Raw genomic sequence first — 25,442 nt, 5'->3', positions numbered from 1 at the left:
TAAGATTAACCATTCACAGTATCCATTTAAGAGCACTATGGAAAAGACATATAACCCAACAGCAATCGAACAAGCTCTGTATCAGACTTGGGAAGAGAACGGCTACTTTAAGCCTCACGGTGATACATCAAAAGAAGCGTACAGCATCATGATCCCACCGCCGAACGTCACTGGTAGCCTTCATATGGGTCACGCATTCCAAGACACCATTATGGATACTTTGATCCGCTGCGAACGCATGAAAGGCAAAAATACCTTATGGCAAGTGGGTACAGACCACGCCGGTATTGCTACCCAAATGGTGGTTGAACGTAAAATTGCTGCTGAAGAAGGCAAAACCAAGCATGACTACGGTCGCGAAGCGTTTATCGACAAAATTTGGGAGTGGAAAGGCGAATCAGGTGGCACCATCACTAAACAGCTTCGCCGCCTTGGCGCATCGGTAGACTGGGATCGTGAACGATTCACTATGGATGCGGGCCTATCCAATGCCGTTCAAGAAGTGTTTGTTCGCCTTTACCAAGAAGATTTACTCTACCGTGGTAAACGTCTTGTGAACTGGGATCCAAAACTGCACACTGCAATTTCTGATCTAGAAGTAGAAAACAAAGACGTCAAAGGTCACATGTGGCACTTCCGTTACCCACTGGCTGACGGCGTAAAAGCAGCAGACGGTAAAGACTATATTGTTGTTGCGACCACTCGTCCTGAAACCATGCTGGGTGACACAGGCGTAGCGGTTAACCCTGAAGATCCACGCTACCAAGCTCTGATCGGCAAAGAGATCATGCTGCCAATCGTCAATCGTCGCATTTCTATCGTGGGCGATGAGCACGCAGACATGGAAAAAGGCACAGGCTGTGTGAAGATCACCCCTGCTCACGATTTCAATGACTATGAAGTCGGTAAGCGCCACCAACTGCCGATGATCAACATTTTCACCTTTGATGCCAACATTCGTGAAGCCGCCGAAGTGTTCAACACCAATGGTGAACCAAGTGACGCTTACAGCAGCGATCTACCTGCTAAGTACCAAGGCATGGAGCGCTTTGCGGCACGTAAAGCCATCGTAGCTGAATTTGAAGCTCTCGGCCTGCTTGAAGAAATCAAAGATCACGACCTCACCATTCCTTACGGTGACCGTGGTGGTGTAGTTATCGAACCGATGCTGACCGACCAATGGTATGTACGCACAGCGCCACTAGCGGAAGTCGCAACTAAAGCCGTTGAAGATGGCGAGATTCAATTTGTGCCTAAGCAGTACGAAAACATGTACTTCTCATGGATGCGTGACGTGCAAGATTGGTGTATCTCACGCCAACTTTGGTGGGGTCATCGTATTCCTGCTTGGTATGACAACGACGGTAACGTTTATGTCGGCCGTAGCGAAGAAGAAGTGCGCGAACAAAACAACCTAGCCCCAGTGGTGGTACTGCGCCAAGATGATGATGTATTGGACACTTGGTTCTCCTCTGCTCTTTGGACTTTTGGTACACAAGGCTGGCCAGAAAATACTGAGGCACTAAAAACATTCCACCCGTCTGACGTTCTTGTTACTGGTTTCGACATCATCTTCTTCTGGGTTGCACGCATGATCATGATGACCATGCACTTCTGTAAAGATGAGAATAGTAAACCACAAGTGCCATTTAAAACTGTTTATGTCACAGGCCTTATCCGTGATGAAAACGGCGACAAAATGTCAAAATCTAAAGGCAACGTGCTTGATCCTATCGACATGATCGATGGTATTGATCTTGAGTCTCTGGTTGAAAAACGTTGTGGCAACATGATGCAGCCACAGCTTGCAGCCAAGATCGAGAAAAATACACGTAAAACCTTTGAAAATGGTATCGAACCTTATGGAACCGACGCACTGCGTTTCACGCTAGCAGCGATGGCTTCAACCGGTCGTGATATCAACTGGGACATGAAACGCCTAGAAGGTTACCGCAACTTCTGTAACAAACTCTGGAACGCGAGCCGTTACGTGTTGATGAATACCGAAGATCTCGATTGTGGCTTTAACGCAGGTAGCGAGCTTGAGTATTCGTTAGCCGATAAATGGATCGAGTCTCAATTTGAATTGACGGCTAAAGAGTTCAACAACCATATCAACAACTTCCGTTTAGATATGGCGGCAAATACCCTTTACGAATTCATCTGGAACCAATTCTGCGACTGGTACTTAGAGCTGACTAAACCCGTATTATGGAAAGGCAGTGAAGCGCAGCAACGTGCAACACGCCGTACATTAATTACGGTATTAGAGAAAACATTACGCCTCGCGCACCCAGTGATCCCGTATATCACTGAAACTATTTGGCAAAGCATTAAGCCATTAGTGGACGGCGTTGAAGGGGATACCATCATGCTGCAAGCGCTGCCTCAGTACGATGAAGCGAACTTCAACCAAGCGGCGCTGGATGATATCGAATGGGTGAAAGCCTTTATTACTAGCATTCGCAACCTACGTGCCGAGTACGATATCAACCCAGGCAAACCTCTTAACGTGATGCTAAAAGCCGCCAACAAGCAAGAAGTGGCACGTTTAGAAGCGAACAAAGCGGTACTGTTGTCACTGGCTAAACTGGAGGCACTACGCGTTCTTGAAGAGGGTGAAGAGACTCCCGCTTGTGCAACGGCGCTGGTTGGTCAATCTGAACTGATGATCCCAATGGCTGGTTTGATTGATAAAGATGCGGAGCTAGAGCGCTTAGCAAAAGAGATTGCTAAAACTCAAGGCGAAATCAAACGCATTGAAGGCAAACTCAATAACCAAGGGTTCGTCGCTAAAGCACCCGAAGCCGTTGTCGCTATCGAGCGTCAAAAGCTGAATGGCTATCAAGATACCTTGGTTAAACTGGAAGAACAGAAAGCGACAATAGCCGCACTATAATCGCGATTGCGTTACCATTAAAAAGGTCGGTGTGAAAATACCGACCTTTTTTATTTATTCACGCCATCAGCAGACGCGATTTTTGTGCTCTCCACACTCAAACGCGGCAATGTTATCCATCAAAATCGTTGCCAATTGTGAAATAGCTGAGTCACTACCCCATGCCACGTGTGGTGTGAGCAACAAATTTGGCAAATCCATATTGGCTAGTAAGGGATTTGTTTTGTCCGCTGGTTCTCGACTGAATACATCCACTCCAGCGCCAGCAATTTGCCCAGATTTCAATGCTGTCACAAGTGCTTGCTCATCAACCAAACCACCACGGCCTGCGTTAATCAACAATGCATTAGGCTTCATCATCTTTAATTCGTTCTCACCTATCAGGTTTCGGGTTTGCTCGCTCAATGGGCAATGTAAACTCACAACATCCGCCTCCGCTAACATTTGTTCAAAGGGCATAAAACCTTGTCGGCATAACTTGGCCCCCTTTCGTTCAGAAAATATCACCTGCATGCCTATCGCTCGTGCTAACGTTGCAGTTGCCTGTCCGAGCGCGCCACTCCCCACAATACCAAGCGTTGAACCTGCAACATCCCCTATCGGATGAGTAAAAAAGCAAAATTGTTGATTGCGCTGCCACTCGCCATTGGCAATATCTTGATGATAAGCAAACAAGTTACGCCTTAAGGCATAAATCATCCCAACTACATGTTCCGGAACAGAACGGGTGGCATAGCCTTGAACATTCACCAGTGCGATGCCTGCTTCACGACAGTAATCGACATCGACATTATTGACGCCTGTGGCCGACACAGCAATCAAGCGCAATTTCGGACATTGTGAGAGTAACGCTCTATCCAGCACCACTTTATTGGTGATTACGATATCGGCTTGAGATAGGCGATCGAGCGCTTGTTCGGCAGAAGTAAAGTCAAACTCAAGCCAATGATGAGCAAAAGGTAAGCTTGGCAATCGAATATAAGCAGGGATTGTGGCCCTATCGAGAAATACAACCGTGGGTAGTGACATATCAGCTCCTTGTCGCCACCCACGTCACACTAAGGTCGGGGCAACGTTTTGTAATCTGGTAATTTTCGCTCAGGATCAAAGTGTTGCAAAATTTGCTCTTGTGCTTCGGGATAAAAATCACAGCCGACAAAAATATTGCGCAGCCAATGACTCTTTGGGTGATAAAAACTGAGCTCTGCGGCATGCAGCGCTAAGCGATCGGAAAAATCTTGCGCTTCTTGCGGGGCATAAAACTCATCACCCACAATCGGATACCCCAAAGCTTGCATGTGCACACGTAATTGATGCGAACGGCCAGTCACAGGAAAAAGACGTACAATTGTCGTTTTTTCTTCTCTTTTCGCTACTTGATATAAAGTTTTTGATGGTTTCCCATCTTCAAAGCAGACTTTCTGTTTAGGCCGATTTGGCCAATCGCAAATCAGGGGTAATTCAACCGCCCCCTCGTCAAGTTCCATTACGCCCCACACGCGAGCGTAATAAATTTTATGCGTTAAACGGTATTGAAACTGCTTTTTCAATGCCCCTTCCGCGTATTTATTTTTTGCCAGCACCATCAAGCCAGAAGTCGACATATCCAAACGATGCACAACTTGGATCTCTGGATATTGCTCAGCCAAACGACTCCACATACTGTCGTGATGCTCAGGCAAGCGTCCTGGAACCGACAGCAGACCTGAAGGTTTATTCACCGCGAGAATCTGATCATCTTCATAGACAATATCAATCCAAGGATCTGTGGGCGGCGTGTATTCAAGCATAGCCATCGAAGGTTTCTCCTAAAAAAATCGGCGCATTATACCAACCTCTCCGCCAAGCCAATAGAGAAGAGTCATCTTAGTTTCGTTAAATCACGAAATCGTCAGTAAGTTAGCCTTGCTTAGAAATATCACTTGAAATGTAACTTAAAATTGACAGATTAACTGGGTGTGATATTGATTGATGAGCTTGACATTAAAGTCAGCTTCAAAAGCAAAAATTATAAATAACACAACATCAAGTCTAAGGAACAAGAATGGAACACAGCGTCCCTTATCAATCGGCCAAACGTTTAACCCTGCCACAACTGCTTCGTTCACTCGGGCCGGGCATTATGATGGCAGCAGCAGCCGTCGGCGGCTCTCATCTCGTCGCATCAACTCAAGCAGGTGCAATTTATGGCTGGCAACTCGCAGGCCTCATTTTGCTAGTCAACTTATTAAAATACCCCTTTTTTAAGGCTGGCATTCAATACACCATGGGGACAGGCAAAAGTTTAGTACAAGGCTATGCTCATCTCGGGCGCGCTTACTTATGGGTTTTTGCCCTCTTAAGCGTGGTATCGGCCATTATAAACACCGCCGCGTTACTGCTGTTTAGCGCCAGCTTACTGGCCTATTTTGTCCCTTTTGAGCTAGGCAATATTGTTCTTTCAGTGATTGTGCTGACCACTTGTTTGCTGATCCTTTTTGCAGGCCACTTTCGCGCGCTCGACTCACTTTCTAAAATGATTATGGCAGTACTGACAATCGCCACCTTACTCGCCGTGGTGATTGCCGTCGCAACCCCAGCGCAGATAGTGGTAGAAACCATTTCGCCTTCACCTTGGACACTCGCCGCGATCGGTTTTTTGGTGGTGACTATGGGCTGGATGCCCGCACCCATTGAGATTTCGAGCATCACTTCGGTGTGGCTCAAACGTCAATGCCAAGAGCAGCAAGTGACGCCGCAATCCGCACTATTTGATTTCAATGTGGGCTATATCGGTACTGCAATCTTGGCGATTGTATTTTTGTCGCTCGGTGCCTTAGTACTACACGGAACAGGCGTTGAGCTCTCGAAATCTGGCGTCGGCTTTTCGCATCAATTGGTCGGATTGTACGCTTCAACCATAGGTGAGTGGTCACGTTATTTAATTGCAGTGATCGCCTTTTTCTGTATTTTTGGCAGCACCATCACCGTCATTGATGGCTATTCACGGGTGATTACAGAATCACAACGTCTTTTGCAAAACAAAGAGAGCCAAAGCCCACGTTGCTACCAAGCTTGGGTCCTCGTGGTATCGGCTTTAGCGCTAGCCATCATTGCCTTTTGGGCTTCAGCACTGATGCCAATGCTGAATTTTGCGATGATCATGGCATTTATGACCACGCCAATTTTTGCGCTGCTCAACTATATTCTGGTGACTAAAACACCTTTACCGGCTGAACTCGCAGTAGGAAAAAAACTCAAAGCACTATCTATCGTAGGGCTTGTTTATCTGTTTGGCTTTTTAGCGCTATTTATTTGGTGGAAGTGGATTATGTAACAGCAGATAAAACAAAGGCCTTATCGACAAAGGCCTTTGTTATTTTTAATGTAACGCCACAAGGGCCAAGTAAAGGGATCAGTTATGCGTCACAACGATTAAACGCAACGAATCCAGTTGGAATTGCGCTTTACCGATGTAACCGCTTAACTCGTTAATCTGCTCTTCAATCGCGCTGATCTCTTCATCACGAATGTTCGGGTTGACTGCTTTAAGCGCCAATAAGCGCTCCAGTTCACCGTTTAAGCTCGACTGCATCTCTTTCTGCGCTTGTTCACGAATCACTTCAACACGGCTCACAACTTGGCTTTCACTGGCAGCAATTAAGCTATGCACATCATTTTGTACCGACGTAACGAGCTTGCTGGCCAAATGACGATTCACTGGGCTTAATTGGCGATTGAAGCTTTCAAACTCAACTTGAGCGGAGAGATCATTACCACGCGCATCCATCATCAAACGGATTGGTGTTTGAGGAAGGAAGCGGCTGATACCACTGCGTTTTGGCGCTTGTGCATCCACCACATAGATCAACTCAAGCAGCAAAGTCCCAACAGGCAGAGCTTTATTTTTCAGCAGAGAAACCGCCGATGTTCCCACGCCTTCGCTCATCAGTAGGTCGATCCCGCCTTGAATCATCGGATGTTCCCAACTGATGAAATTCATATCTTCACGCGATAATGCCGTATCACGATCAAAAGTGATGGTCGCTCCTTCATACGGCAAACCGGGGTAGCTTGGCACCATCATGTGCTCCGATGGTGTGACCACCAGCGCGTTTTCACCCCGATCATCTTGGTTTAAACCGATCGCATCAAATAAGCTCAAAGCGAAAGTAACCAAGTTAGTATCGCCATCCGTTGATGCTATACTTTCGACGATTTTCAATGCTTTTTCGCCACCGTTTGAATGCATTTCAAGCAGTCGGTCACGCCCTTGTTCAAGCTGAGCCTTCAACGTTTTGTTGAGCGTTGCCGACTGTTCAATGATCTCATCCAACGTATCGATATTTCCCGAAGCCAGCATGTCAATCAGATCATCGGCATATTTATCATACACAGCGCGGCCTGTTGGGCAGGTTTCAGCAAATGCATTCAAGCCTTCATCAAACCAACGCGCCAAAATCGCTTGCGATGTGCCTTTAAGGTACGGCACATGGATATCGATATCACGGTGTTGACCAATACGATCCAAACGGCCAATGCGTTGCTCTAGAAGATCTGGGTTAAACGGCAGATCAAACATCACCAACTGGTTAGCAAATTGGAAGTTACGCCCTTCAGAGCCGATTTCACTACAGATCAATACTTGCGCGCCACCCTCTTCTTGTGCGAAATAAGCGGCGGCTTTATCACGTTCTAAAATCGACATACCTTCATGAAAAACGGTGGCGCGAATGCCTTCACGCTCACGCAGTGCTTGCTCCAGTTGTAACGCAGTGCTAGCGCGAGAAGCGATCACTAAAATCTTTTCGCTACGTTTCTCTTTCACTTTTTCAAGTAGCCAATTCACGCGAGAGTCAAACTGCCACCAGCTTGCATCGTCGCCTTCAAACTCTTGGAAAATCTCTTCGGGGTAGAGCATTTTCATCGCGCGAGCCTGAGCACTGAGCTTACCGCCGATCATGCCAGCCACTCGCATCGAGGTCGTGTATTGCGCGGGGATTTCCATCGGCATCAAGTGCACATTACGCACAGGGAATCCTTTAATCGCAGCGCGGGTGTTTCTAAACAGCACGCGGCCTGTACCATGGCGATCCATCAGATTATCAATCAGCTCTTGGCGAGCAGAGGCTTTGCTCTCTTCATCGGCATCGCTTTCAATAATGCGAAACAGCGGCTCAACGTCTTGCTCTGAAAGTAGCTCAGTGATTTGGTTTTTGGCTTCGTTTTGCAACTTCTCACCCGAAAACAGGGCACTGACTGAATCGGCTACAGGCGCATATTGCTCTTCTTCTTCAACGAACGCCTCGTAATCGTAAAAACGATCGGGATCGAGCAAACGCAAACGCGCAAAGTGACTTTCACGGCCCAATTGCTCCGGCGTTGCCGTTAGCAGCAATACCGCTGGGGTGTTTTGCGCTAGCCCTTCGACCACTTGGTATTCGCGGCTTGGTTTATCTTGGCTCCATTCTAGATGGTGCGCTTCATCCACCACCAATAGATCCCACTCCGCCTCAAGTGCTTGTTCAAAACGTTGACGACTTTTACGCAGAAAATCGAGCGAACAAAGCACATATTGCTGAGTATCAAAAGGGTTGTGTGCTTCAGCAAACGCTTCAACACAGCGCTCTTCATCAAAAATGGAGAAATGAAGATTAAAGCGACGCATCATCTCCACCAGCCACTGGTGCTGCAAGGTTTCCGGCACCACAATCAAAATACGTTCCGCACGGCCAGAAAGCACTTGTTGATGAATGATCATCCCCGCTTCAATGGTTTTACCTAACCCCACTTCATCGGCTAATAACACGCGGGGTGCATGGCGACGACCAACCTCATGTGCGATATAAAGCTGATGGGGAATCAGGCCCGCGCGCATGCCACATAAACCACGCATTGGGCTTTTGTGTTGTTGATATTGGTTAATCAGGGCGCGATAACGCAACACAAAATTATCCATGCGATCAATTTGACCTGCGAACAATTTATCTTGCGGTTTGTTGAAACGGATTTGGTGGCTTAAGAAAATTTCACGTAGCGCCACGCCGCTTTCATCGTTGTCTTCGCGCGTACCGAGATAAGTGAGTAGTCCTTGTTCTTCAACAACTTGCTCAACGCGTAGCGACCAGCCTTCTTGGCTTTCAACCACATCGCCGCTATTGAACGTCACTCGTGTTACCGGGGCGTCACTGCGTGCATAAACGCGGTTTTCTTCTGATGCAGCAAACATCAAGGTCACAGTACGCGCATCAAGCGCTACCACAGTACCTAAACCAAGATCACTTTCTGTATCGCTTATCCAGCGTTGCCCCAAAGCAAAACTCATGAATCGACTACCTTATTTATTTGGAATGGATTGTATCGATCTGCTACCACGTGAAGGCAACTCCTAATTATGATTGTTGTTGGAGTGTGGTGCAGAAAAAGGTCGCTAATCTTACTTGATGGCGTGATACAGGTCACGTGTAAAGCGAAGGATAACCAAGATTTTTTTCTTCAACTTTTGGTTGACATCAAACTGTAAGAAATCGGTGGCATTTGTAGTAAACAAGGTTGCTATACTTGTTGTAACGATGCTTGCTTTGCCAGTCAAAAGGATGACTCTGGCACAAAGCATGCAGACCAAACAGACAATGAGTATCAACACAGGCTTGCAGTAAGTCATCGAGCAATCGAGTCACTACCGGCATCCATTGATCGATAACCTCTACTTGCTAGCACCTTTTGTTAAGCACGCTGCACAGCAGCAAGGAGACGCTTATGGGCGATACCGATCGGAAACTGTTTGTACTTGATACCAACATCCTGCTTCATGAACCTTTAGCCATTTACTCCTTCCAAGAGCATGACGTGGTCATTCCGATGACCGTTCTTGAAGAACTTGACCGGATCAAAGACAGCAAACGCGATGTTGCACGAGATGCGCGGGTCGCGATTCGTGCTTTAGAGCACTTATTCCACGATGCCACCCCAGACGAAATTACCGAAGGTATTCCATTTTCGAAAGAGGCCAGCAAGACGGGAACTATCTCGATCCTTGCCGACTTTGAGTTGCAAGAAACCGTCAAAGCCTTTGCTGACAAAGCCGGCGACAACCGTATCCTCAACGCTGTACTTTACCTGCAAGCAAAACGAGCGCCACGTTCTGTGGTTCTCATCACCAAAGACATCAACATGCGATTGCGCGCTAAAGGTGCAGGCGTACGCTATGTTGAGGATTACCGCACTGACCAATTGATTGATGATGTGCAGTACCTGACCAAAGGCTTCCAAGTTCGTGAAGGCAACTTTTGGAGCAACGTCGATGAAGTTGAGAGCAGAACCGTCGGCGGAAAAGCCTTTCATACGCTAGATAAGGCGCCATTTGATCCGACCTTTATTAATCAATATGTCATTGATGAAGAAAGCGATTTTTCGGCGCGCGTGCATGAAATCAACACAGACAAAATCACGCTGCTTGATATTGGCCGCGAGAGAATGATGCACCGCAAAGCGTGGGACATCACCCCGAAAAATATCTACCAAGCGATGGCACTTGATGCTTTGCTTGATCCAAGCATTGATTTGGTGATTTTAACTGGAGCCGCTGGTAGCGGGAAAACGCTGCTCGCGATGGCCGCCGCTCTTGAACAAACCATTGAGAAGAAGATGTTCGATAAGATCATCGTCACCCGTAACACGCCAGATATCGGAGAGTCGATCGGCTTCTTACCCGGAACAGAGGAAGAGAAAATGATGCCGTGGCTGGCCGCGGTAACGGATACACTGGAAGCCTTGCACAAAAACGATCACTGCACCGAAGGTTCACTCAAATACATCTGCGATAAAGCCAATATCCAGTTTAAATCGATCAACTTTATGCGTGGGCGCTCAATCCAAAATGCCTTTGTGTTACTCGATGAGTGTCAAAATTTAACCGCTTCTCAAATCAAAACCATCATCACGCGCTGTGGTGAGGGCACTAAAATTGTCTGCTCTGGTAACTTAGCGCAGATTGACTCCCACTACTTAACCCCGGTGACCTCAGGTTTGACCTACATGGTTGAGCGCTTTAAAAACTTTGAAGGCAGCGCCAACATTCACTTAAATGGCGTAGTGCGCAGCCGCTTGGCCGAATTCGCTGAAGAGAATTTATAATCACATTAGGCGAGATATTATTAATATCTCGCCTTTATTTTAAAATAATCATTCACAAATTTAGCATTTATATGCTTTACTAAGGCCATTCATCATTCACCGTTTAGGACTGGGATATGGCTTTCAATTTACGCAACCGCAACTTTCTAAAACTGCTCGATTTCACGCCGAAAGAGATCCAATTTCTGCTCAATCTCTCTGCTGATCTCAAAAAAGCGAAATACGCCGGATCAGAACAGAAAAGATTAGCGGGTAAAAATATTGCGCTGATTTTTGAGAAAGCCTCAACACGAACACGATGTGCATTTGAAGTGGCCGCGTTTGATCAAGGCGCTCAAGTCTCTTACATCGGGCCATCGGGGTCGCAAATTGGTCATAAAGAGTCGATGAAAGACACCGCGCGCGTACTCGGAAGAATGTACGATGGCATCCAATATCGCGGTTTTGGACAAGACATTGTCGAAGAGCTTGGCGCACATGCTGGTGTCCCGGTATGGAACGGGCTCACCAACGAGTTCCACCCGACACAGATTTTAGCTGACTTTTTAACCATGATTGAGCATGGCCGTGGTAAGCAGTTGCACCAAGTGTCACTGGCTTATCTAGGCGATGCGCGCAATAACATGGGCAATTCCCTGATGGTGGGCGCAGCAAAAATGGGCATGGATATTCGCCTTGTGGCACCCAAACAGTTTTGGCCAGAAGCGTCACTTGTCACCACTTGCCAAGAAATTGCCAAGCAGACGGGAGCCAAAATCACGCTCACTGAAAATGTACAAGAAGGCGTGCAAGGATGCGATTTTCTCTATACCGACGTTTGGGTTTCTATGGGCGAATCAGCCGATGCATGGGATGAACGCGTGGCCTTAATGACGCCTTACCAAATCAATATGAATGTGATTAAGCAAACTGGTAATCCACAGGTAAAATTTATGCACTGCTTGCCTGCGTTTCATAACGACGAAACCACCGTAGGCAAAGAGGTGGCGGAAAAATATGGCATGAAAGGTTTGGAAGTCACCGAAGAGGTGTTTGAGTCTGAATATTCGATTGTGTTTGATGAAGCTGAAAACCGCATGCACACCATCAAAGCTGTGATGGTCGCGACTCTCGGCGCTTAAAAAAACAAGGCAACAATGGATCGAAGCCCGATGAGCTTACATGAGTAAGTGATTTGGGTGAGTGAAAGCAGCTAACGCCGCGACAGTGCCAAAGCGACTTTTAATCCTCAAAATCATTGGTGCTGTCGCAAGGCAGCAAGAGAACGAAGCCCGATGAACTTACATGAGTAAGTGATTCGGGTGAGTGAAAGCAGCTAACGCAGCGACAGTGCCAATGATGAAGAGGATTGCGAGGTAATCGCTTGCGCTCACACAACGAAAGCGTATAATTCCCAGCAATTTGTCTGAGGGGTAGCTATGAAAACGGACGTTGTTATTCACATCTACAACGCAATTCGATTCAATGTAGGTCAGCGTGCTGACTTACTGGGCGCGTTATTTTTCCCCTCTCTTGATTTTTAAAGCCTCCCTATTGGGGGGCTTTTTTATGGCTACTAGAAAATTATAGGGAAGACGACCATGGTGAATTCGCTTTATCAAAAGCACATTATTTCGATTCCGGAGCTCTCTCGTGACGAGCTGGAATTGATTGTGAAAACCGCAGGCCAACTCAAATCGGAACCAAAACCAGAGCTGATCAAGCACAAAGTGGTAGCAAGCTGCTTTTTTGAGCCGTCGACTCGTACTCGTTTGTCTTTTGAAACCGCTATTCAACGCATCGGCGGCAGCGTGATTGGCTTTGATAATGGTGGCAATACGTCACTGGCGAAAAAAGGCGAAACATTGGCCGATTCAGTACAAGTGATCTCCTCTTATGTGGATGCGTTTGTGATGCGCCACCCCCAAGAAGGCGCAGCACGTTTAGCCTCTGAATTTTCAAACGGCGTTCCTGTGATTAACGCTGGCGACGGTGCTAACCAGCACCCAACCCAAACACTGCTTGATTTGTTCACCATTGCCGAAACACAAGGCCGTTTAGATAACATTAATATCGCCTTTGTTGGCGACTTGAAATATGGCCGTACCGTCCATTCTTTAACCCAAGCCTTGGCTAAATTTAACCACATTCGCTTCTTCTTTGTTGCGCCGGATGCGCTGGCTATGCCTGACTATATTTGCGAAGAGTTAGATGATGCAGGCATTGAGTACAGCCTACACACCGATATGGAAAGCGTTATTCCACAGTTAGATATTCTGTATATGACTCGCGTCCAAAAAGAGCGCTTTGATGAATCAGAGTACGCGCACATTAAATCGGCGTACATTTTGACAGCCGCCATGCTTGAAGGTGCGCGCGATAACTTAAAAGTGCTGCATCCGCTTCCACGCGTGGATGAAATCACCGTCGATGTGGACAAAACGAAGCACGCTTACTTCTTCCAACAAGCGGAAAACGGGGTCTACGCCCGTGAAGCTTTGCTGGCGCTTGTGTTAAACGAAACCCTGTAATAAAGGAGCCCCAACCATGACTAAAGAGACTCAATTGCAGGTTGAAGCCATTAAAAACGGCACGGTTATTGACCACATTCCTGCGCAAATCGGTATTAAAGTATTAAAGTTATTCGATATGCACAATTCTCATCAACGTGTCACGATTGGCTTAAATTTACCCTCTTCTGCGCTGGGCGCAAAAGATCTGCTGAAGATTGAAAATGTGTTCATTAATGAAGCCCAAGCCAATAAATTAGCACTTTATGCACCGCATGCGACTGTCAACCAAATCGAAAACTACCAAGTGGTGAAAAAGCTGGCGTTGACACTGCCTGAGCAGATCAATGATGTTTTTGCCTGCCCAAACAGCAACTGTATTTCCCACAATGAGCCGGTCGAAAGCAGCTTTAAGGTTTTCGAAAAGAAAAACGATATTCGTTTGAAATGTAAGTATTGTGAGAAAGTTTACTCACGTGAGATTGTGACCGAACGCGAGTCATAATATAACCCCGTTTAAGTCTATCGATGCCTCACTTTAGTGGGGCATTTTGCACTTTACCTGCCGTTTCTTTAAAGGCAAACTGACGCCTACCCTTCCCATAAAAACAGATGGAACACAATCATGACAAAAGTACTTCATACCGAATCCGCTCCTGCCGCAATTGGCCCTTATGTACAAGGTGTCGATCTTGGCAATATGGTGCTAACTTCAGGGCAAATTCCAGTCAACCCAGTCACCGGTGAAGTGTCAGCAGATATCGCAGTGCAGGCTCGTCAATCTCTCGACAACGTAAAAGCCGTGGTGGAGTCTTCTGGCTTAACGGTTTCTGACATCGTAAAAATGACTGTATTTGTTAAAGATCTGAATGATTTTGGCACGGTGAATGAAGTCTACGGTAAATTTTTTGATGAGCATAACGTGGCAAACTACCCTGCGCGTTCATGCGTAGAAGTCGCTCGCTTACCTAAAGATGTGGGTATTGAAATTGAAGCGATTGCGGTACGTAAGTAAGCATTGCTCATAATCAGCACAGTGTAAGCACCACCAGCATGCCACTCTGACGTGAATGTGCTTTTTCAAACCTCGAACCCCGTTCGAGGTTTTTGTTTAATCCAAAAAATCAATTTTTACACCTCATACTTGCTACTTTAGGGTTAGTTACCAACACTTATCGTACTTTTGAACCGTTCGAGGTAGTGAGATGCAAGGGATTATCTATACCGTTCTTTCTGATTTAGTCATCGAAAAATTTGGCGCACTGTTTTGGGATCAAATGCTCGAGGATTTAAAACCTAGCTCTCAAGGCATCTACACCGCTGGAGAGCAATACTCCGATGACGAACTGCTTGCAATGGTGGCTTATTTGAGCGAGCAGAAAAACATCCCCATCGATGATTTAGTCCAGCTTTATGGGCAATACCTATTTTCTCGCCTGTACAACAGCCTTCCTGAAAATTATCCAAATAAAAACAACTTATTAGAGTTTTTAATTTCGGTCGATCAAGTGATCCATAAAGAAGTGAAGCGGCTCTACCCCGATGCCTATTTGCCGCAATTTCAATGTAAAAGCGAGGGCGATCGATTAACCATGTATTACACCTCGAAAAGAAAATTGTGCGCTGCGGCGGAAGGACTCATCATCGGCGCTTCAGAACAATTTGGTGAAGAAGTCGAAATCGAGCAGCCCCAATGCATGCATCATGGCGCTTCATTTTGTGAAATTGTTGTCACCTTTAAGGGTAAACATGAGTGAAATAGAGCAATACCAACGCATTTATGAGCGTGAGCGTCAGGCTCGTTTGCTAGCAGAGCGGTTACTGCAAGAAAAAAGCCGCGAGCTCTACGATAAAATTTTAGAGCTGCAAGAGACTCTAGATCAACTTCATAGCGCGCAAGCACAGCTTGTACAATCAGAAAAAATGGCCTCCGTCGGTCTACTGGCGGCTGGCGTTGCTCACGAGATCAATAACCCAATCGGTTTTTGTCTGAGTAATTTAAATACGCTGCGTGATTACTCTCACGCCTATATAGGAATTGTCGCTTTGGTAGCCCAGCACAAAGCCGAAATTGCTAACACGGATTTCTACCGCAATTATCAAGATTATTATCAACGCCATGATATTGGTTTTGTCGAAAGTGATTTAACTGACATGCTTCAAGAGACTTCGGGTGGATTGCTGCGCGTAAAAGACATTGTCACTAGCCTACAAAGCGTTTCTCACTCCAGTGATGGCCGATTTGTCGAGTGTGAGTTAAATTCGTGTATTGAATCAACGCTACACATGGTCTGGAACCAATTTAAATATACGATGGAGGTCGAGCAGCGATTGGATGAGGCTTTGCCGAAAATCAATGGGATATCAGCAGAGCTACAACAAGTGTTTATGAACCTATTTATTAACGCCTCTCACGCTTGCGAAGCACAAGGAAAGTTAACGATTAGCACAGATTCTGTGGTCGAAAAAGGGAAACGCTGGGTGAGGGTGACGGTGGCAGATAATGGGCATGGCATGAATCAAGACATCATCAACAAGGTGTTTGATCCTTTCTTCACCACCAAACCTGTCGGCGTAGGGACGGGTTTGGGTTTATCGATTTCATACAGTATTGTTGAAAAGCATGGTGGGAAAATGCAGGTCGAATCTGAAGTGGGACAAGGCACCACCTTCATACTTCTTTTTCCCACCATTTAGTAAAGCGGTTACTGACTGCGTGATGTGACTTTCTTACCATCAAGCATCGCGACCTCTTCATCCAGCTGTGCTAATTTGGCCATCATCTGCTCACGGCATAATGTCGCTAATTCCCGTAAATTTTCTTTTCCATATCCTTCAATACCGATCGGTGGCAGCATCTCAACAATCACATGACCATTGTCCCAACGGTTCAGCTTAATATCATTAGTTGAGCTGCAAACGATGGGGATAATCGGTACACCTGCGCCAATTGCCGCATGAAATGCACCCATTTTAAAGGGCAGCATGCCACGGCCACGCGAGCGAGTACCTTCAGGAAACATCCACACAGACACATCACTGGTTTTTATGCTATCGACAACTTGATCAATGGTGCCTTTGGCTTTGTTGCGATTGGATCTATCAATTAAAATATTCCCTGCTAACCAATACAACTGACCAAACACAGGTGTCCACACTAAACTTTTTTTCCCTACTGTCACGACTTTCGGCGTTACAGCCGCAGCAACAGTACACAGATCCCAGTTATTTTGATGATTCGCAATGTAGATGTGCTGGCCGCGTTGATAAGCATCTTCTGGGATACGCAGTTCTAATTTAATACCCATCAATTTTGACATACGGGCGAATAAACGCCCAAACGTAAATACATGTTTTGGATTGCGTGGGCTAAGTAAGCAGTAACCACATCCAAAAACAAACATCACAATGGCAAACAGTGCGACTGCCAATAGACGCAAAAGAGCAATCATTTCAGTTCTCCATGGAACAAAGATAAAAAATGAGCAAGGATAAAAAAGCCGAAACCCAGAGATTTCGGCTCCATTGCATGAGCGAGAGTTTAACTGCTGACTTGAATGCGCTCAATATTAGCGCCAAGAGCCGACAGTTTATCTTCAATTCTTTCGTAACCGCGATCGATATGGTAGATGCGATCGACGATGGTTTCACCTTTTGCGATACAACCGGCAATCACTAGGCTGGCTGAAGCACGTAGATCGGTCGCCATCACCTGCGCGCCACTCAACGATTCCACATCACCACAAATCACAGTATTCCCTTCAATCTCCGCTTTTGCTCCCATACGCATCAGTTCAGGAACGTGCATAAAACGGTTTTCAAAGATGGTTTCAGTGATCTTGCCACCACCTTTTGCCATCATATTGAGTAGGGTAAATTGTGCTTGCATATCGGTTGGAAAGCCAGGATGAGGCGCAGTGCGAATCGAAACCGCCTTAAGCTCTTTTCCGGTCATATCAAGGCTTATCCAGCCCTCACCCGTTTCAATCTCAGCGCCCGCTTCTTCCAGTTTTGCTAACACGGCCTCTAACAAATGCGAGTGAGTGTTGTGGCAAACAATTTTTCCGCGAGAAACAGCCGCCGCGACTAAAAACGTGCCCGTTTCAATGCGATCAGCCACAACAGCGTGTTTACCACCACCCAAACGTTCAACACCTTCAATGGTAATGGTATCGGTGCCTGCACCGGACACTTTTGCACCCAGCTTATTCAAAAACAGTGCGGTATCGACAATTTCAGGCTCACGCGCAGCGTTGTCGAGCACGGTTGTGCCTTCGGCAAGGGTTGCGGCGCACATAATGGTAATGGTGGCACCCACGCTCACTTTATCCATGACGATGTGTGCACCTTGTAGACGACCTTCGACACTGGCTTTCACGTAGCCATCTTCTAAGGTGATGGTGGCACCAAGCTGCTCTAAACCGTGAATATGCAGATCGACAGGACGAGCGCCAATGGCACAGCCTCCAGGTAGCGAAACTTGGCCATAACCAAAACGAGCCACTAATGGACCGAGAGCCCAAATAGAAGCACGCATGGTTTTGACTAAATCATACGGCGCGCAATATTCATCAATTTGACTAGGATCGACATGAACTGAGCCATTACGTTCGACTTTAGCGCCTAAACGTTTGAGCAGTTCCATTGTGGTATCAATATCGCGAAGGTGTGGCACATTGGCCACTTCTACTGGCTCAGAGGCCAAAATAGACGCAAATAAAATAGGCAGTGCAGCGTTTTTGGCACCTGAAATGGTCACTTCACCTTGAAGAGGTTGTGTTGACCCAATAACTCGAAACTTTTCCATCAATAAACCTTACAGCGACATCAACTTTTTATCACGAGCCCACTCTGTTGGTGTGAACGCTTTAATAGAAAGGGCATGAATGTCGTTTCTTTGAATGTACTCCATCAGTGGAGCATAAATAAGTTGTTGTTTTTTAACGCGACTCATCCCTGCAAAACAAGCATCAACAGCGATAACTTCATAGTGGCTACCTTCACCTTTGACGTGGATCTCTTCAAGGTTTAGTGCTTGTTCTAATAACTGTTGTACTTTTGCGCTATCCACAATGTTCCCCTGCTTAATTCTTTATATGTTGAGCCATTAAACGATCAATGTTGCTCAATTGGAATAGTGTGCGCAGTTGCTCTGGCACGAAACTGAGCATTATATGACAGTTTCGTTTTTTTGCATGCTCTATTAGGTGGATTAACATCACCATTCCGGCAGAGTCTATGCGCTCAACGTTTTTCAGTTCAATCTCAAACTGTGTACTCACCGGGTTCCATTTTTGGATAAACGCCCATAAATCAGGCACATGCTCTCTGTCTAATGCGCCTGACAAAGCCGCAATCGGCATATCAGTTTGATGCCACTGCGGATGAATCATTGCGCTTTACCTTCAAAACGGATCGGCTGATCCGCCAATTGTTGCAGTTCATTGGCAACCGCTAAGATACCATCTTGGCGAATTTTACCGCTCCATTCAGATTGCTTACTGGAGAGCAAACTCACTCCTTCTGCAATCATATCAAAGACTTGCCATTCGCCATTTTTCTCTTTGCGCAATTTAAACTCAAGTTTGATGTTAGGTCGTGGCGTATCAATAATATCCACCTTCACGCTGGTAATGCGTTTATCATCCGACACCGCCTGTTCAGGCTCGAACTCAATAATTTGGTTACTGTATTGAGTCAATACTTGCGCGTATGCACTGACAAGATAGGCACGAAATGCGGTGATGAAAGTTGCGACATCTTCACGCTTGGCCCCTTTTAAGTTTGGGCCCAATAACTTCAGTGCCGCATACTGCTCATTGACGTAAGGCATCAGCTCTTGTTCCACGATTTCTTTCAAATATTCAGGATGGTGGTGAATCGCTTCTTGTTCGGCTTTCAAACGAGTAAATGCCGTTTCAGACACCTGCTTCATCATGGTATAGGGCTGGGTTTTATCCACATTGGCCGCTTGCACAAACATAGCGGCAAAGAGGGTAAATACAAAAATCAACGTCCGTTTAAACACTGTTGTTACTCCTTACCTTTTTCTTGTGAGCCACCACCGACGCTATACAGCACTTGGCCAATCAAATCTTCTAATACGAGGGCGGATTTTGTGTCTTCAATTAAGTCACCCTCTTTTAACATCTGTTCATCTTCAAAGACAAACCCGGGCACAAGCCCAATGTACTGCTCACCAATCAATCCAGAAGTTAGAATTTGCACACTCGACGTTTCTGGAAATTGATCATATTGACTGTTAATAGCCATAGTAACCACAGGCAGCAAGCTCTCTCTATCGAGTTTAATCTCGGCCACTCGCCCAACGACTACACCACCCACTTTGACTGGCGAGCGCACTTTTAAACTACCGATATTGTCAAATTCAGCTTTCAGTTGGTAAGTATGGTTGGAACCCAACCCTTTTACGTCAGCGACCTGAAAAATCATCACCAGAATTGCGCAAATTCCAGCAAGGACAAAGCTACCGACCCAAAGTTCTATTTTTCGTGTTTGCTGCATGATTAATTCCCAAACATCAATGCGGTGAGTACAAAGTCTAGCCCTAATACAGCTAAAGATGAATGCACTACGGTTCTTGTGGTGGCACGGCTAATACCTTCCGAGGTTGGAATAGCATCGTAACCGTTAAACAGTGCAATCCAAGTCACTGTGATGGCAAACATCACGCACTTGATCATACTGTTGCCAATATCTTGTCCTAGCTCTACCGATGACTGCATCGCAGACCAAAAACTGCCGTGATCAATCCCTTTCCAATCCACGCCAACAAGCTGGCCTCCCCAAATGCCGACCGCCATAAAAATCATCGCTAGCAACGGCATTGATATTAGCCCAGCCCAAAAGCGAGGAGCGATAATACGTTTGAGCGGATCAACCGCCATCATCTCTAAACTGGAAAGCTGCTCGGTGGCTTTCATCAGGCCGATCTCAGCGGTAAGTGCAGAACCAGCACGCCCAGCAAACAGCAGCGCAGTCACCACGGGCCCAAGTTCACGCAATAAAGAGAGCGCAACCATTTGCCCAAGGCTACCTTCCGCGCCGTAATCGACCAAAATCACATAGCCTTGCAGGCTCAGCACCATGCCAATGAACAAGCCAGAAACGACAATAATCGCCAGCGACTGAACACCAACACTGTAGAGCTGCTTCACTAACAATGGAAAATTCTGAATAGGCCGTGGGCGGCTCACTAATGCGCCAAACAGCATCAAGCTAGCTTTGCCAAAGGCTTGGCAAAATTCGAGCGTACGGCGACCGAGCCCTTCAATCCAGTCAGTCAATGTAGACATCATGAGAATAAATCCTTTTCTAGGCTTTGCGCTGGAAAGCGAAATGGTACTGGGCCATCAGCCTCGCCTTGTAAAAATTGTTGTACGCGAGGATCGCTATTTTGATAAAGATCGTTTGGCGTTCCTTTGGCAATCACTTTGCCGTCAGCCAGCAAATAAACCCAATCGGCAATGCTCATCACTTCAGGAACATCATGAGAGACCACTATCGAGGTCACCCCCAAAGCTTGATTCAAATTGCGGATCAATTCCACCAGCACGCCCATGGTGATCGGGTCTTGCCCCACAAACGGCTCATCATACATGATCAGTTCCGGATCCAGCGCAATCGCGCGCGCTAATGCAGCCCTTCTTGCCATACCACCGGATAATTCGCTCGGCATGAGCAAGGCGGCACCGCGCAGACCAACCGCTTCTAATTTTAATAAAACTAATGTCTTAATCAGCGATTCATCTAATTGAGTGTGTTCACGTAAAGGGAAAGCCACATTATCGAACACATTTAAATCGGTGAATAACGCGCCCGACTGAAACAACATGCTCATTTTTTTACGAGCTTGATACAGCTTTTTGCGACTGAGCATCGGGATGTTTTGTTTGTCGAACCAAATCTCACCTTGTTCAGGAAACAGTTGTCCGCCAATAAGACGTAGCAAAGTGGTTTTACCAATACCCGATGGCCCCATAATGGCGGTAATTTTTCCTTGCGGAACGCTGAGACTCACGTCATCGAAAATCTTCCGTCCTGAACGGGAGAAGGTTAAATTCTTGATTGTGACAAGATCGTTGATTGGCATCATGAGTGTTTCACTATTGTTGTCCGCCCCAAAATGATGGGCAATCATAAGCATAACGTTCTAAAATTAAAAGCACTGTTCAATTACATCCTAAAGTAAAGCATCATCTTTCGCCAAAACAATCTTCCGGTCATTTATTGATGGATAGCTAACTAAACCATGAATTGAACGTAATTAATTGGATCTTCAGCTTCCCTTTTCGCAACCAACACGTCAAAATTAGCGGTTAATTGCATCATTTTTTCACTCATTTCATTAATTAGGTATCATCATGATCGAAGCGGTAGCGTTTCTCATTGTAGGTTTGGTGTTTTTAGTCTGGAGCGCTGACAAGTTAGTCTTTGGTTCTGCCGCGCTTGCTCGCAACTTCGGCATCTCGCCATTAGTGATCGGCATGACTATTTTAGCAATGGGCTCATCAGCACCAGAGATGATGGTATCGGCAACGGCCGCTTTGGATGGGAAAACCGATACTGCCGTCGGTAACGTGCTCGGTTCTAACATCGCTAACATTGCTTTGATCTTGGGTATTACAGCACTCATCAAACCGCTTTCCGTCAGTTCCGCGGTACTCCGCCGTGAACTGCCGCTGATGATTGCGGTCACACTACTTGCTGGTGCGTTATTGTGGGATAACCACTTAGGATTCTATGAAGGTGTGTTGCTATTTGCACTTTTCGCCGTGTTTATCATCGCGATGCTCCGCATTAGCCGTAACGAGCAAAAAAATGGTGACGCGCTGCTTACCGAGCAGGAATCTGAAATACCGCAGGGCGTGAGCAACGCAAAAGCGGCTATTTGGGTAGTGATTGGGCTTATCATTCTGCCGATTGCTGCCAGCGTGTTAGTCGATAACGCCGTCATTATCGCTAAGTTTTTTGGCATGAGCGACTTGGTAATTGGCCTGACGATCATCGCTGTTGGGACCAGCTTGCCAGAATTGGCCGCCTCACTCACAAGTGTGTTGAAAGGCGAAGATGATATGGCTGTGGGCAACATTATTGGCTCGAACGTATTCAATATTCTTGCCGTGATGGGCTTACCCGGCATTCTTAATCCATCGATACTCAGTGAGCATGCGATGGGACGCGATTTTTGGGTAATGCTTGGCGTATCTCTGCTACTGGTTGCCATGGCTTTAGGGAAATCGCGTAGTATTAACCGCATTGAGGGAGGCGTGCTCTTCCTCGCTTTTATCGGATACCAAGCTTATCTACTTATGAATATGACCGCTTAACCCAAACTCGGAGTATCGAATGTCGAATCAGTTTGATTATCGCAGTGTTGCACAGCAAGTTCTCGCCACCGAAATGGCGGCTTTACAGCAGCTAGAGCAATACTTTGACGACTCATTTTGCCAAGCGTGTGAAATGATCATTGCCAATGATCACGGCAAAGTGGTGGTGATGGGTATGGGTAAATCAGGCCATATCGGTAAAAAAATTGCCGCGACCTTAGCCAGTACTGGCACTTCGGCATTTTTCGTACATCCAGGAGAAGCAGCGCACGGTGATCTTGGTATGATCGAGCGTGGCGACATCGTAATTGCTATTTCAAACTCTGGCGAATCCTCGGAAATTTTATCACTGTTTACTGTGCTAAAACGGCTCAATATTCGCATCATTAGCATGACAGGCAACCCGTCATCGAATATGGCAAAGTTGGCCGATCTTCATTTGCAAATCACTGTCCCACAAGAAGCATGCCCGCTTGGCCTTGCGCCAACCTCCAGCACCACCGCAACGCTAGTGATGGGCGATGCGTTAGCCGTCGCACTCTTGCAAGCACGCGGCTTTACCGCTGAAGATTTTGCGCTGTCTCATCCCGGTGGGGCTTTAGGTCGAAAATTATTGCTCAAGCTCTCTGATATCATGCACATTGGCGATGCACTACCAACAGTGCAACCAAATGCATTGATCCGCGATGCCTTACTTGAGATCAGTCAAAAAGGGTTGGGGATGACTGCGATAGTTGACAGCAACATGCAGCTTATTGGCATCTTTACTGATGGCGATTTACGCCGCATCTTAGACAAACGAATCGATATTCACAGCGCGGCAATCAGCGAAGTGATGACGCAAAACCCAACGGTAGCAAGCCCTAACATGCTCGCGGTCGAAGGGTTAAACCTAATGCAAGATAAACGAATCAATGGCTTGATGCTGTGCGAAAATGGCATATTGGTCGGTGCATTAAACATGCACGATTTGCTCAAAGCAGGAGTGATGTGATGACCATGATTGATACACTCTACGGCCCTGTCTCACCGCCTATTCTCGATATAGCCAAGCAGATAAAACTGCTGATCTGCGATGTGGATGGCGTCTTCTCTGATGGCTTAGTTTATATGGGCAATCAAGGCGAAGAGCTAAAAACCTTCCACACTCGAGATGGCTACGGCATAAAATCATTGATGAATGCTGGCATTGAAGTGGCGATCATCACAGGTAGGCAGTCAAAAATTGTCGAAAACCGTATGGCCGTATTAGGCATTACACTGGTTTATCAAGGTCAGGATGACAAGGTCAAAGCCTATAACGATATTTGTCGCCAGCTCAATATTGCCCCAGAACACACAGGGTATATCGGTGATGACTTGATTGATTGGCCAGTAATGGAAAAAGTCGCGCTGAGAGTCTGTGTCGCGGATGGTCACCCGCTGTTAGTTAAACGCGCAAACTACGTGACCCATATAAAAGGTGGGCATGGCGCTGTACGCGAAGTGTGTGATTTGATTTTGCAAGCTCGCGGTGAGTTAGATGTGCACAAAGGCTTAAGTGTATGAGTTTATCTCGTGTCCTCTATGTGATACTAATTTTTATCGCATCGTGGTCAGCCTATTACTTGTTCGATAAAGAACAAAATACCGATATACAAGTTGCTCCGAACTTGGAGTTACCGTCGTTTAGTGGAAAAAATCTCGACAACACCACCTATAACGAGCAAGGTATCCGCAGCTACATCATTCAATCGACGCATCTGGATCATTACGCAAAAAGTGGCGACACCATTTTCGAGTACCCGATACTCAAAGTCTTCCGTGATGGTATTTTGCAAGAGTGGGAGATTACCGCCAAACGCGGCGTACTCGATGAAGAGCAAGTACTCACACTGTATGACGACGTACTGGCAAAAAACCTATTAGCAGATTCTGGTTTTGATACGCTTTCAACCATTAAGATGAGCATTCAACTCAATAATCGCGATTTTTGGGCCGATAATCAGGTCGATTTGGTTGGGCCACAATTCGAAACACAAGGACAAGCGATGAAAGGCAACTTTGCCGACAATACCGCTATTCTTTATAACCATGTACAAGGTAGATATGAAACTCTCACACCTTAGTCTTATTGCTTGTTTAGCGATTTCTGGTCACGCATTGGCATTGTCCACCGATAATGCTCAACCAGTTTACATCGATTCTGACAGCCAACAGCTCGACATGAAAAGTAACAAAGTGACTTTCCTTGGTGATGTCAAACTCAAACAAGGCAGTATCAGTATCAACGCCGACAAAGTGATTGTAACCCGTGATGCAAAAGATGGCTCCATTCAAGAAATTGAAGGATATGGCAACCTCGCCACTTTTTCGCAATTAACCGACGATGGCAAAACCTTGTATGGTGAGGCGAAAGAGCTCTATTACAAATTGGCCGATGATCAGTTGACGATGATCGATCAAGCCATGTTGTCACAAGATGATAGCATCATCCGTGGTACGAAAATTCGCTACAAAATTTCGTCACAGAAGCTGATGGCTGATGGTAACTCTAACGAGCGAGTATCGACCGTGCTTCAACCGCAAGCCACTACGACACAAGAATAA

General features: G+C 46.3%; 25 protein-coding genes. 14 read left to right on the top strand and 11 right to left on the bottom strand.

What is annotated here, in order from left to right:
- Nucleotides 1–37 precede the first annotated feature (37 nt).
- A complete protein-coding gene (locus tag AACT42_RS21145; RefSeq protein WP_094131674.1) occupies nucleotides 38–2,899 on the top strand; it encodes a valine--tRNA ligase in 2,862 nt (953 codons plus the stop codon).
- A 66-nt stretch (nucleotides 2,900–2,965) separates the two neighbouring features.
- Here AACT42_RS21145 and AACT42_RS21140 read toward each other — a convergent pair whose 3' ends face one another.
- Both AACT42_RS21140 and AACT42_RS21135 read right to left on the bottom strand, forming a co-directional pair.
- Entirely contained in the window at nucleotides 2,966–3,928 is a 963-nt protein-coding gene (locus tag AACT42_RS21140; RefSeq protein WP_094131673.1) for a D-2-hydroxyacid dehydrogenase, read from the bottom strand.
- A gap of 29 nt (nucleotides 3,929–3,957) precedes the next feature.
- Nucleotides 3,958–4,695 carry an RluA family pseudouridine synthase gene (locus tag AACT42_RS21135; protein ID WP_010318839.1) on the bottom strand — a complete coding sequence of 246 codons (738 nt, stop codon included), beginning with the start codon at nucleotides 4,693–4,695 and terminating at the stop codon, nucleotides 3,958–3,960.
- Between the two features lie 248 nt (nucleotides 4,696–4,943).
- On the opposite strand from AACT42_RS21135, the gene AACT42_RS21130 reads away from it, so the two are divergent.
- Nucleotides 4,944–6,215 (top strand): NRAMP family divalent metal transporter, encoded by a 1,272-nt coding sequence (locus tag AACT42_RS21130; RefSeq protein ID WP_094131672.1) that lies wholly within the window; start codon nucleotides 4,944–4,946, stop codon nucleotides 6,213–6,215.
- 78 nt (nucleotides 6,216–6,293) lie between these two features.
- Here AACT42_RS21130 and rapA read toward each other — a convergent pair whose 3' ends face one another.
- Nucleotides 6,294–9,203, bottom strand: a complete 2,910-nt coding sequence (rapA, locus tag AACT42_RS21125; RefSeq protein ID WP_094168014.1) for an RNA polymerase-associated protein RapA — start codon at nucleotides 9,201–9,203, stop codon at nucleotides 6,294–6,296.
- Between the two features lie 434 nt (nucleotides 9,204–9,637).
- Here rapA and AACT42_RS21120 point away from each other — a divergent pair, with 434 nt between their 5' ends.
- The 7 genes from AACT42_RS21120 (at nucleotide 9,638) to AACT42_RS21090 (ending at nucleotide 16,200) form a co-directional block, all read left to right on the top strand.
- A complete protein-coding gene (locus tag AACT42_RS21120; RefSeq protein WP_094131759.1) occupies nucleotides 9,638–11,014 on the top strand; it encodes a PhoH family protein in 1,377 nt (458 codons plus the stop codon).
- 116 nt (nucleotides 11,015–11,130) lie between these two features.
- Nucleotides 11,131–12,135 carry an ornithine carbamoyltransferase gene (gene argF, locus AACT42_RS21115; protein ID WP_094131760.1) on the top strand — a complete coding sequence of 335 codons (1,005 nt, stop codon included), beginning with the start codon at nucleotides 11,131–11,133 and terminating at the stop codon, nucleotides 12,133–12,135.
- Nucleotides 12,136–12,594: 459 nt separating this feature from the next.
- Entirely contained in the window at nucleotides 12,595–13,524 is a 930-nt protein-coding gene (gene pyrB, locus AACT42_RS21110) for an aspartate carbamoyltransferase (RefSeq protein ID WP_094131761.1), read from the top strand.
- 16 nt (nucleotides 13,525–13,540) lie between these two features.
- Complete coding sequence (gene pyrI / locus AACT42_RS21105) at nucleotides 13,541–14,008, top strand: aspartate carbamoyltransferase regulatory subunit (protein ID WP_010318833.1); 468 nt, start codon at nucleotides 13,541–13,543, stop codon at nucleotides 14,006–14,008.
- Nucleotides 14,009–14,128: 120 nt separating this feature from the next.
- Nucleotides 14,129–14,518 (top strand): RidA family protein, encoded by a 390-nt coding sequence (locus AACT42_RS21100; RefSeq protein WP_013855986.1) that lies wholly within the window; start codon nucleotides 14,129–14,131, stop codon nucleotides 14,516–14,518.
- A 190-nt stretch (nucleotides 14,519–14,708) separates the two neighbouring features.
- On the top strand, nucleotides 14,709–15,260 hold the full coding sequence (locus AACT42_RS21095; RefSeq protein WP_094183058.1) for a heme NO-binding domain-containing protein: 552 nt from the start codon (nucleotides 14,709–14,711) through the stop codon (nucleotides 15,258–15,260).
- Nucleotides 15,253–16,200, top strand: coding sequence for a sensor histidine kinase (locus tag AACT42_RS21090; RefSeq protein WP_017047037.1), 948 nt, complete (start codon nucleotides 15,253–15,255; stop codon nucleotides 16,198–16,200). Before AACT42_RS21095 ends, AACT42_RS21090 begins: the two co-directional genes overlap by 8 nt.
- A gap of 8 nt (nucleotides 16,201–16,208) precedes the next feature.
- On the opposite strand, the gene AACT42_RS21085 is transcribed toward AACT42_RS21090, so the two are convergent.
- From AACT42_RS21085 to mlaF, 8 genes are all read right to left on the bottom strand, one after another.
- Nucleotides 16,209–16,955, bottom strand: a complete 747-nt coding sequence (locus AACT42_RS21085) for a 1-acylglycerol-3-phosphate O-acyltransferase (RefSeq protein ID WP_047690462.1) — start codon at nucleotides 16,953–16,955, stop codon at nucleotides 16,209–16,211.
- Nucleotides 16,956–17,044: 89 nt separating this feature from the next.
- Entirely contained in the window at nucleotides 17,045–18,310 is a 1,266-nt protein-coding gene (gene murA / locus AACT42_RS21080) for a UDP-N-acetylglucosamine 1-carboxyvinyltransferase (RefSeq protein WP_026029130.1), read from the bottom strand.
- Between the two features lie 9 nt (nucleotides 18,311–18,319).
- Entirely contained in the window at nucleotides 18,320–18,574 is a 255-nt protein-coding gene (gene ibaG, locus AACT42_RS21075) for a BolA family iron metabolism protein IbaG (protein WP_013855981.1), read from the bottom strand.
- 13 nt (nucleotides 18,575–18,587) lie between these two features.
- Entirely contained in the window at nucleotides 18,588–18,896 is a 309-nt protein-coding gene (locus AACT42_RS21070; protein WP_010318828.1) for an STAS domain-containing protein, read from the bottom strand.
- Nucleotides 18,893–19,531 carry a phospholipid-binding protein MlaC gene (gene mlaC / locus AACT42_RS21065; RefSeq protein ID WP_026029129.1) on the bottom strand — a complete coding sequence of 213 codons (639 nt, stop codon included), beginning with the start codon at nucleotides 19,529–19,531 and terminating at the stop codon, nucleotides 18,893–18,895. Before mlaC ends, AACT42_RS21070 begins: the two co-directional genes overlap by 4 nt.
- Nucleotides 19,532–19,536: 5 nt before the next feature.
- Entirely contained in the window at nucleotides 19,537–20,028 is a 492-nt protein-coding gene (mlaD, locus tag AACT42_RS21060; protein ID WP_010318826.1) for an outer membrane lipid asymmetry maintenance protein MlaD, read from the bottom strand.
- 2 nt (nucleotides 20,029–20,030) lie between these two features.
- Entirely contained in the window at nucleotides 20,031–20,822 is a 792-nt protein-coding gene (gene mlaE, locus AACT42_RS21055) for a lipid asymmetry maintenance ABC transporter permease subunit MlaE (RefSeq protein WP_013855979.1), read from the bottom strand.
- A complete protein-coding gene (mlaF, locus tag AACT42_RS21050) occupies nucleotides 20,819–21,616 on the bottom strand; it encodes a phospholipid ABC transporter ATP-binding protein MlaF (protein WP_026029128.1) in 798 nt (265 codons plus the stop codon). Before mlaF ends, mlaE begins: the two co-directional genes overlap by 4 nt.
- Nucleotides 21,617–21,887: 271 nt before the next feature.
- On the opposite strand from mlaF, the gene AACT42_RS21045 reads away from it, so the two are divergent.
- The 5 genes from AACT42_RS21045 to lptA are packed head-to-tail and all read left to right on the top strand — an operon-like array spanning nucleotide 21,888 to nucleotide 25,442.
- On the top strand, nucleotides 21,888–22,853 hold the full coding sequence (locus tag AACT42_RS21045; RefSeq protein ID WP_017046459.1) for a calcium/sodium antiporter: 966 nt from the start codon (nucleotides 21,888–21,890) through the stop codon (nucleotides 22,851–22,853).
- A 19-nt stretch (nucleotides 22,854–22,872) separates the two neighbouring features.
- Nucleotides 22,873–23,847: an arabinose-5-phosphate isomerase KdsD gene (gene kdsD / locus AACT42_RS21040; protein WP_017047033.1), complete on the top strand. Its 975-nt coding sequence runs from the start codon at nucleotides 22,873–22,875 to the stop codon at nucleotides 23,845–23,847.
- On the top strand, nucleotides 23,847–24,401 hold the full coding sequence (gene kdsC, locus AACT42_RS21035; protein WP_202599533.1) for a 3-deoxy-manno-octulosonate-8-phosphatase KdsC: 555 nt from the start codon (nucleotides 23,847–23,849) through the stop codon (nucleotides 24,399–24,401). The genes kdsD and kdsC overlap by 1 nt, the downstream gene beginning before the upstream one ends.
- On the top strand, nucleotides 24,398–24,961 hold the full coding sequence (gene lptC, locus AACT42_RS21030; RefSeq protein WP_013855973.1) for an LPS export ABC transporter periplasmic protein LptC: 564 nt from the start codon (nucleotides 24,398–24,400) through the stop codon (nucleotides 24,959–24,961). Before kdsC ends, lptC begins: the two co-directional genes overlap by 4 nt.
- Nucleotides 24,942–25,442, top strand: a complete 501-nt coding sequence (gene lptA, locus AACT42_RS21025) for a lipopolysaccharide transport periplasmic protein LptA (protein WP_013855972.1) — start codon at nucleotides 24,942–24,944, stop codon at nucleotides 25,440–25,442. Before lptC ends, lptA begins: the two co-directional genes overlap by 20 nt.

Source organism: Vibrio sp. V15_P4S5T153 (assembly GCF_963874485.1).
GTDB classification, from domain to species: Bacteria; Pseudomonadota; Gammaproteobacteria; order Enterobacterales; family Vibrionaceae; genus Vibrio; species Vibrio anguillarum.
The sequence above is the reverse complement of the archived record's forward strand: the minus strand, read 5'-3'. Positions and strand labels throughout refer to the sequence as shown.